The sequence below is a fragment of the Psychrobacter sp. ANT_H56B genome (genome assembly GCF_008369245.1).
Taxonomy (GTDB): domain Bacteria; phylum Pseudomonadota; class Gammaproteobacteria; order Pseudomonadales; family Moraxellaceae; genus Psychrobacter; species Psychrobacter cryohalolentis.
This window is the reverse complement of sequence record NZ_VOBF01000005.1, coordinates 187,768-196,517: the sequence shown is the minus strand read 5'-3', so window position 1 is coordinate 196,517 and position 8,750 is coordinate 187,768. Positions and strand designations below refer to the sequence as shown.

Below are 8,750 nucleotides of genomic sequence, written 5' to 3'. Positions count from 1 at the left end.
GAGCATTTCCATCTGTTTTTAAAGGAATGTGAGTGGCGTTTTAACTACAGTGATCCAAAACGTCAATTACATCAGCTGAAACAATGGGTTAAACAGGAACTGAACTAGTTATCTAGGACAGCCCCTTAATTATAGTTTAAAAGTGTTGAAATGCTACTGACAGTCATTTGATAGATCATTAATCTTCTCAAAACATGCTCTCTCAGTTTCTGCTATAGCCGAATCAAAGCTCACATAAATGCCTTTGTCATCTAAGGTCGCATACCAATGGTCAGTATTATTATCGGTTAATATTTGGAAGTATTTATTATTAACGATTCTACCAACCTTATAAGTTTTGCCTTCGGTATAAAAGTCATTGCCTTGAGTACATCGTAAAGTGTCATCAGTATTTATCATGGTATCCTAGATTTCATTCATAAAATAGATATCGTCAGCATAGTGACTAGTAGGATTAGAATACAACAGACGTTATCAATAGTCTTTTGTCATTGCGTATACAGTGTTTATTGTCTGTATCAGTACTAATATAAATAACGAAGTCCAAATCCAACACAAAAAAAACCAGCAACCTAAAGTTGCTGGTTTTTTATTGCGACTAAAACTCAGTATGCTAAAGATTACTCTTCAGAATAGTCTTCGTTTTCGTCTGCAGCGTTGTCTTCGTCTAAATCTTCGTTGTCGCCATCTTCAGAAAGAATGGTAACTAGAATAGTAGCCGTAACGTCATGATGTAGTTGAATATCAACATTATATTCACCAATTTGACGCAAAGTGCCTTCAGGTAGCTTGATTTCAGCACGGTCAACTTCTAGACCTGAGTTAGTCAATGCTTCAGCGATATCGCGTGTACCGATAGAGCCGAATAGCTTGCCTTCGTCACCTGATTTAGCGCGCATGATAACATTAACGTCAGTTAATGCGTCAGCACGTTCTTGAGCAACCGCTACTTCTTTTGCTTCTTCAGCTTCAAGTTCAGCACGACGTGCTTCGAACTTTTCAATGTTAGCTTTAGTAGCAGGTAGTGCTTTACCCAAAGGGATAAGAAAGTTACGTCCGTAACCTGGTTTTACATCGACAGTTTCACCGAGTTTGCCAAGGTTGACGATACGCTGTAACAAAATAATTTGCATGAGTCATTCCTAGTTAACGGTTAACCCTGATGGTTATCAGTGTATGGAAGTAGCGATAAATAACGAGCTTGCTTGATAGCAGTCGCTAGTTGACGCTGATATTTAGTAGACGTACCGGTAATACGGCTTGGTACGATTTTGCCATTATCACTGATATACTGTTTTAGCAATTCAACATCTTTATAATCGATGTGAGTGATACCTTCAGCAGTGAAACGGCAGAATTTGCGACGGCGATAAAAACGTGCCATGATTATGCTCCTTTAATTAGTCATCACTGTGGTTGTCGTTGTCATCATTACTGTCTGGACGACGAGTAGTAGCTTTGCGTGCGCGTTTTTCATCGGCATTCTTGGCTAACTGCGACTCTTCAGTGACAGCATCATCACGGCGCATAACTAGACTACGAATGATCGCGTCGTTATAACGGAATAATTCTTCAAGTTCAGCTAAAGTCTCGCCGTCAGTTTCAATGTTGAAAAGAACGTAATGAGCTTTGTGAATCTTGTTAATTGGGTAAGCAAGTTGACGACGACCCCAATCTTCTAGACGATGGATAGTGCCGTTGTTGTCTTGAACTAACTTGATATAGCGTTCAACCATGCCGACCACTTGGTCGCTTTGGTCTGGGTGTACAAGTAACACCAGTTCGTAATGTCGCATTATGACTCCTTACGGATTAGTAGCTATTAACCCTATGTTAATAGCAAGGAGATTTATAAGGTAAGCTCAAATCCTACCCATTATTATAAATAATTAACAGAGAATAAGCTTAGTTTATAAAGCGCCGTATTATAACAGTAGTCACTGATGAACACAAAGGTTAATCAATGCGCAACTGTTAATAAAAATTATTAATCGAATACCTTGTTTCTTTATCAATAAAAAAGCAACGCTGATACGTCGCTTTTTATGACAAACATAAGAGATATTATGAATAATCAAAAATAGGATTATTTTATTTTTGGCTCTTTTATCAATTGACTACTATCTGCTTTAACTACCAAAGTTTTGGCCAATTTGTCGTGCCAACCAATGTTTTCAGGGCTTTTAGACGCCATATAATAATGAATAGCAATAAGGACAAAGCCTAAAAAGCTGGTAAACGAGAATAGTAAGTTATAAATGATAAACAGCAAAAAGGTACGCATACCAATAAGCTTTAAAAATGATGGCAGACGATGGGTGGTTTGATCAACCACACGAATACCCGTAATCATTTTGCCCAGCGATTGACCACGTAAAGTGATAAATAACAATTGCAAGGCAAACAAACCAAAGACCATGACCTGCGAGATCATCAACGTGCTGCTAGGCAAGCTTTCCATCAATGTCACTGAGTACTGATAAGCAGCGTCCATATCTTGGATATTTTGGAACTTGGTATAGTCGACATCCATCTTGGTCAATGCCATGACTAGTGGAAAAATAGCTAATAAATACAGTAAAGCATTCAGCGCCGTTGCCAATATCCGTGACATGATAGGAGCGAGTATCACATTACCCACTACTTTATCTTTCGCTGAAGCAGCCTTGGTCGCGTTAGACTTATTTAATGACACGTTGCTATTTGGCGTGTGATGACGATTGGTTGTCATATCTGCTTTGGTGTTTTTAGCAGTGTCTTTAGAACGTTCAGGCTTGCCATATAAACGATCTAGCGATACCGATTGTTTGTCTTTATTGGTATCTGCTGCATCGTCTTCTGGGAAGATAGTAACGTTGTTGATGATAGAATCATTAACCTCAGGCATCGCTACATGAGTTGGGCGATAAAAGGCTTGATTATTAGTTAAGTTACCCACGCGTTGCCACTGATCTAAGCCGTCATGCCAGACCAAATCATCTAATAGCACTTCACCAGAGGTGAGCATAATATTGAGCTGATCCAAAGTGTAGGGACCGGCTTGTACGTTATTTCGAGCAAGGAAAATCTGCATAATTGCCTGCATAGTTAGTCATGTCTTAAGTCACTGTTTTAAAAAACTGCTTTTCAGTCACTATTGGTCATACATTATATTAGGGTCTATTTGAAAAAATCAAATAGACCCTAGTGATTGTATCTTAAATGACGGTGTGAATTAACGTTGTGACGTAACGTTACAGCTTACTTCGCTTCTTCACCCGCTAAGAAGAACCAAGTATCTAATACTGAATCAGGATTCAATGATACTGAGCTGATGCCTTGCTCCATGAGCCATAAAGCTAGATCTGGATGGTCTGATGGACCTTGACCACAGATACCGACATATTTGTTTTGCTTACGGCAAGCATCAATTGCCATTGACAACAGCTTTTTAACCGCAGGGTCACGCTCATCAAATAGATGTGAGACGATACCTGAGTCACGGTCAAGACCTAGAGTCAACTGAGTCAAATCGTTTGAACCGATTGAGAAACCGTCAAAATGCTCTAGGAACTCTTCTGCTAGTAAGCAGTTGGTTGGTAGCTCACACATCATGATAATGCGTAGACCGTTTTCACCACGTTTTAGACCATTTTTCTCAAGCAATTCGATGACTTGTTTGGCTTCACCAACGGTACGGACGAATGGAATCATAATCTCGACGTTGGTCAAGCCCATCTCATCACGGACACGTTTCAGTGCTTTACACTCAAGCTCGAAGCAGTCACGGAAGTTATCAGACACGTAGCGGCTAGCACCACGGAAACCAAGCATTGGGTTTTCTTCTGATGGCTCGTATAATTTACCACCAAGCAAGTTAGCATATTCGTTTGATTTGAAATCTGACATACGAACGATAACCGGCTGATCCATAAAAGCAACGGCTAGGGTTGAGATACCTTCAACCAATTTATCCACATAGAAGTCAACGGGTGAGGCATAACCTGCGATACGCTCATTAATGGCTTGTGCAATTTCACGTGGCAAGCTGTTCATGTTCAGTAAGGCTTTTGGATGTACACCAATCATACGGTTGATGATGAACTCAAGACGTGCAAGACCGATACCTTCGTTTGGCATTTGGGTAAATGAGAAGGCACGATCTGGATTACCAACGTTCATCATTACTTTGAATGCCAGCTCAGGCATAGATTCTACAGAGTTGGTCTGTACTTCAAAATCAATCTGACTTTCATAAATGAAGCCAGTATCGCCTTCAGCACAAGAAGCAGTCACATCTTGACCATCAACCAACAGCTCAGTGGCATTACCACAACCAACGATAGCAGGGACGCCTAGCTCACGAGCGATAATCGCTGCGTGACAAGTACGACCACCACGGTTAGTAATGATAGCAGAAGCACGCTTCATGACTGGTTCCCAATCCGGATCCGTCATGTCTGATACCAATACATCGCCTTCTTGTACTTTATCCATCTCATTTAGGTTACTAACGATACGGACTTTACCTGAACCGATACGTTGACCAATTGAGCGACCTTCACACAATACTTTAGCGTTAGTCGTATCGATGATATAACGTTCCATGACATTGCTGTCTTGGCGACTCTTAACCGTTTCAGGACGAGCCTGAACGATAAAGATTTCATTGGTATCGCCGTCTTTTGCCCACTCGATATCCATTGCTTGACCATAATGCTTTTCAATGGTCATCGCTTGCTTGGCAAGTGACGTCAGCTCTTCCGTAGACAAAGAGAACTGCATACGATCTTCTTTTTCAACATCAATGACTTTAACTGATTTGGTAGTACTACCTTCATCACCATAAATCATTTTCTTATGCTTGCTACCTAAGTTGCGACGGATAATCGCAGGTTTGCCGTTAGCAAGTAATTGCTTTGATACATAGAATTCATCAGGGTTTACGGCGCCCTGTACAACCATTTCACCTAGACCATAGCTTGAAGTGATAAAGACCACTTGATCAAAACCACTTTCGGTATCTAGTGTGAACATAACGCCAGCAGCACCAGTTTCTGAGCGAACCATACGCTGTACAGCAGCAGACAATGCTACGCCTTCGTGCTCAAAACCTTTGTGCACACGATAAGAGATAGCACGGTCATTATAAAGAGAAGCAAAAACTTCTTTAATCGCGATTAGGACGTTATCAATGCCGCGAATGTTCAAGAACGTTTCTTGTTGACCGGCAAATGAGGCGTCTGGCAAATCTTCAGCAGTAGCAGAAGAACGTACCGCAACCGCGATTTCTTTACCATCGCTCATTGCTTCGAATGAATCACGAACCGCTTGCTCAAGATCTTTTGGCAGTTCTTGCTCAATAATCCAAGTACGGATTTTTTTGCCAGTTTCAGCCAGTTTATTGACATCATTAACATCAAGTGTTTTAAGCTCGTTGTTAATTTTGTCAAGTAAGCCTGTTTCTGTTAGAAACTGGTAAAAAGCATTTGAAGTTGTGGCAAAGCCGCCTGGAACACTAACGCCCAAATCAGATAGATGGCTGATCATTTCACCAAGTGAAGCGTTTTTGCCACCGACCATTTCAATGTCGTCTTTTCCTAACTGATCAAGGTTAATTACAAGTGCTGTAGATTGCGCTGCCATGATAACTCCAGAAAATAAGGTTATTTAGTAAAGATTATAATGGTCGATTATACCCCTATATTTTGAGAATTTCGAGAGCTTGAAGCAAAAAAATGATGAAAAAGCTACAAATTGTGAGATTTGCTACATATTTATTAGGCTAGATCATAAATTTTGGCACGATAAATATCGATCTTACAGTGAGCTGAGTCTTAAAAATCTATGTAAGTCTAAGTGTATGCCTGTAACATTGATTACTATTAAGCGTCTATTATGCGTATAATAAAGGTGAAAATTTGAGACGCATATGACTAAATTATGAAGCGCTAGATGCTAAAAATGAAAGGCTGCTACTGAGGTTTCAACCAAGGATTTAAAAATAAGGTATCAACGTTATGTATGTAAATCATTCGTCACCACAACCCAATTCTACGATTCAAAATATGAAAGCACTAGAAGTTGATAACGCTCAAAACATAAGAACGGCGTTTTTTATCTCTGATGGCACGGCGATTACAGCAGAAACGCTTGGGCGTGCTATTTTAAGCCAATTTGCTTCAGTGCCTTTTGAGACTCGAGTATTGCCTTATGTGGATAATCTAGAACGTGCTGAAGATGCGGTTGTGCAAATCAATACCGCCTATCAGCGAGATGGCTTGCTGCCATTGGTATTTGATACCATTGTCAGTCCTGAGATTCGTGAAAAAATCAATTCAGCGCACAGTTGTAATCTTGATATGTATGAAGGTCTCATCGGTCGCGTAGCAGAAGAGACAGGCGTGGAGCCAGATGGGCATTCAGGTCATGCACATGATAATGTTGACTCTGAGACTTATAAAGAGCGTATTGATGCGGTGCATTTTGCTTTAGATAACGATGACGGCGCGCGTACCCGTCATTATCACGCAGCAGATATTATTCTGATTGGGGTATCACGCTCTGGTAAAACGCCAACCTCATTATATTTGGCACTACAATTTGGTATTCGAGCGGCCAATTATCCTTTAACCGAAGAAGATCTAAACGATAACCAGCTACCTAAAGCATTGCGTGAGCATAAACACAAGTTGTTTGGTCTGATTATCGATACGGATCGCTTGGTGAAAATCCGCCAAGAGCGCCGCGCGGGTAGTCGCTATTCAAGTTATCAGCAATGTCAGCAAGAACAGCGCGCAATACAAGGAATTTATACCTCACAGGGGATTCCAAGCCTTGATGTGTCAGAGATGTCCGTTGAAGAGATTGCCACGCGTATATTACAGATGACTGGTCTGAAACGCCGCATTGGCTAATTGAGCTAGGTCTCTATTTTTCTGAAAAACAATACTTTTGAAAAAAACGGTTGTAGTGGTGGCTGTATTGCAAAATAACGTATCACCACGTATGGTGGACACACTTTAGCACCATGGATATTTTTATCTAGACATTTATAAAGATGAAGGCGTCCGCGAGCTAAAAAACAGATTCATAAATGAATAAAGAGGACACGATGGGAAGCAAAACGATAGGCGACGCGACCAATGATACTGGTAAAGATATTAAAACTGAAGTGTCTAATAAGGAAAGTGGTCGTGTGCCAAACCCCGAGCATACTGAGGGTAAAAATAAGAAAGAGAAAATCGAACAAACGCATGAGCAAGTTACTGAAGACATCATGCATCATCCAGATTTGGTCAATCCACTAGATGATACACGTATCGACGTAAAATCGGGCTTTACTAAGGATTCACAACGTCTAAAAAGCGATAAGCATGAGTTTGAATATGATGCGGTCGTATTAGGTGCAGGTCCTGCGGGTGAAGCTGCTGCCATGAAACTTGCCAAATCGGGCAAGAAAGTGGTGGTCATTGACCCGCGTGAGCAAGTAGGCGGTAACTGTACCCACGTTGGTACGATTCCAAGTAAAGCTTTGCGCCAGTCCGTTTTTAACTTGATTAACTTTCGCCGTGACCAGATGTTTACTAAGGCCATGGACTATCATCAAGTCCCGCTGAATATCGTGTTAGCTAAAGCTCGAAAAGTGATTCTGCAACAGGTTCAGACACATACCAGATTCTATGAGCGCAACCAAATCGAAGTGATTCATGGTTGGGCAAATTTTATCGATAAAAACACGATACGTATCGAAATTGATGAAAATTCCTTTGAAACGATCACCTTTAACAAAGCTATAATTACGGTCGGTAGCCGTCCATATCGCCCTGATATCTTAGACTTTAATCATCCACGCGTATTTGATTCTGATAAAATCCTACAGATGGATTATGTGGTTAAGAAAATCATTATTTATGGCGCTGGCGTGATTGGCTGTGAGTATGCGTCTATCTTCACCGGTCTTGGCTATAAAGTAGATTTGATTAATAACCAGAACCAACTGCTAAGCTATTTGGATAGTGAAATCAGTGACGCTATTGCTCATGATTTCCGTCAATTTGGTGTGGTTATCCGCAGCAATGAAGAGATTGACCATTTAGAAACGCATGATGACTGTGTGATTTTGCATCTAAAAAGTGGTAAGAAAATCAAGTCAGACGCTATTTTATGGTCAAATGGACGCTCAGGTAATACTGAAGGCTTAAATTTAGAATGCCTAGGTCTAGAAGCCAATAGCCGCGGTCAGCTGAAAGTTGATGATACTTACTGTACCGAAGTTGAAAATATTTATGCAGCGGGCGACGTTATCGGTTGGCCTTCATTAGCTTCTGCCGCTTACGATCAAGGGCGCTGTGCGGCGGCATTTATGGTCGGTGACCGTGATGCAGAGCCCGTATCGAGCGTACCAACAGGTATTTATACTATTCCTGAGATTTCATGTATCGGTAAAACGGAACAAGAATTAACCGATGCTAAAGTTCCTTATGAGGTCGGTCAGGCTTTCTTTAAGCATCTTGCACGCGCACAAATCATTGGTGAGCGTTCAGGCGTTCTAAAAATCTTGTTCCACCGTGAGACCTTAGAGATTTTAGGGATTCACTGCTACGGCAATCATGCCTCTGAGATTATCCACATTGGGCAAGCAGTGATGAAATGTAATGCCACGCTTGAATACTTTGTCAATACCACCTTTAACTACCCAACAATGGCAGAAGCCTATCGCGTTGCGGCATTGAATGGTCTTAATCGGGTGTTCTAACGATTAATGATAT

Annotated in this window: 8 protein-coding genes and 1 pseudogene; 3 read left to right on the top strand and 6 right to left on the bottom strand. The window is 41.0% G+C overall.

Annotation, left to right across the window (positions count from 1 at the left end; genetic code table 11):
- Window positions 1–108, top strand: a pseudogene (locus tag FQ082_RS08295) (IS1595 family transposase); the annotation flags it as partial.
- A gap of 45 nt (window positions 109–153) precedes the next feature.
- Here FQ082_RS08295 and FQ082_RS08290 read toward each other — a convergent pair.
- The 6 genes from FQ082_RS08290 to ppsA form a co-directional block, all read right to left on the bottom strand.
- Window positions 154–399 carry a hypothetical protein gene (locus FQ082_RS08290; protein WP_011513368.1) on the bottom strand — a complete coding sequence of 82 codons (246 nt, stop codon included), beginning with the start codon at window positions 397–399 and terminating at the stop codon, window positions 154–156.
- 221 nt (window positions 400–620) lie between these two features.
- Window positions 621–1,133, bottom strand: coding sequence for a 50S ribosomal protein L9 (gene rplI, locus FQ082_RS08285; protein ID WP_011513369.1), 513 nt, complete (start codon window positions 1,131–1,133; stop codon window positions 621–623).
- A 20-nt stretch (window positions 1,134–1,153) separates the two neighbouring features.
- Window positions 1,154–1,384, bottom strand: a complete 231-nt coding sequence (gene rpsR / locus FQ082_RS08280) for a 30S ribosomal protein S18 (protein WP_010198808.1) — start codon at window positions 1,382–1,384, stop codon at window positions 1,154–1,156.
- Between the two features lie 16 nt (window positions 1,385–1,400).
- Complete coding sequence (gene rpsF, locus FQ082_RS08275) at window positions 1,401–1,796, bottom strand: 30S ribosomal protein S6 (RefSeq protein WP_011513370.1); 396 nt, start codon at window positions 1,794–1,796, stop codon at window positions 1,401–1,403.
- Window positions 1,797–2,086: 290 nt separating this feature from the next.
- Window positions 2,087–3,085: an RDD family protein gene (locus tag FQ082_RS08270; RefSeq protein ID WP_149492743.1), complete on the bottom strand. Its 999-nt coding sequence runs from the start codon at window positions 3,083–3,085 to the stop codon at window positions 2,087–2,089.
- A 155-nt stretch (window positions 3,086–3,240) separates the two neighbouring features.
- Window positions 3,241–5,625, bottom strand: coding sequence for a phosphoenolpyruvate synthase (ppsA, locus tag FQ082_RS08265; RefSeq protein WP_133104133.1), 2,385 nt, complete (start codon window positions 5,623–5,625; stop codon window positions 3,241–3,243).
- A 422-nt stretch (window positions 5,626–6,047) separates the two neighbouring features.
- Here ppsA and FQ082_RS08260 point away from each other — a divergent pair, with 422 nt between their 5' ends.
- Together FQ082_RS08260 and sthA are read left to right on the top strand one after the other, a co-directional pair.
- Window positions 6,048–6,896 carry a pyruvate, water dikinase regulatory protein gene (locus FQ082_RS08260; protein ID WP_041753451.1) on the top strand — a complete coding sequence of 283 codons (849 nt, stop codon included), beginning with the start codon at window positions 6,048–6,050 and terminating at the stop codon, window positions 6,894–6,896.
- Between the two features lie 197 nt (window positions 6,897–7,093).
- Window positions 7,094–8,737, top strand: a complete 1,644-nt coding sequence (gene sthA, locus FQ082_RS08255) for a Si-specific NAD(P)(+) transhydrogenase (protein ID WP_149408590.1) — start codon at window positions 7,094–7,096, stop codon at window positions 8,735–8,737.
- Window positions 8,738–8,750: the final 13 nt, after the last annotated feature.

Excerpts from the sequence above, each read along its gene's own strand:
- FQ082_RS08290 (WP_011513368.1), bottom strand. The coding sequence starts at position 399 with ATGATAAATACTGATGACACTTTACGATGTACTCAAGGCAATGACTTT.
- rplI (WP_011513369.1), bottom strand. The coding sequence starts at position 1,133 with ATGCAAATTATTTTGTTACAGCGTATCGTCAACCTTGGCAAACTCGGT.
- rpsR (WP_010198808.1), bottom strand. The coding sequence starts at position 1,384 with ATGGCACGTTTTTATCGCCGTCGCAAATTCTGCCGTTTCACTGCTGAA.
- rpsF (WP_011513370.1), bottom strand. The coding sequence starts at position 1,796 with ATGCGACATTACGAACTGGTGTTACTTGTACACCCAGACCAAAGCGAC.
- FQ082_RS08270 (WP_149492743.1), bottom strand. The coding sequence starts at position 3,085 with ATGCAGGCAATTATGCAGATTTTCCTTGCTCGAAATAACGTACAAGCC.
- ppsA (WP_133104133.1), bottom strand. The coding sequence starts at position 5,625 with ATGGCAGCGCAATCTACAGCACTTGTAATTAACCTTGATCAGTTAGGA.
- FQ082_RS08260 (WP_041753451.1), top strand. The coding sequence starts at position 6,048 with ATGAAAGCACTAGAAGTTGATAACGCTCAAAACATAAGAACGGCGTTT.
- sthA (WP_149408590.1), top strand. The coding sequence starts at position 7,094 with ATGGGAAGCAAAACGATAGGCGACGCGACCAATGATACTGGTAAAGAT.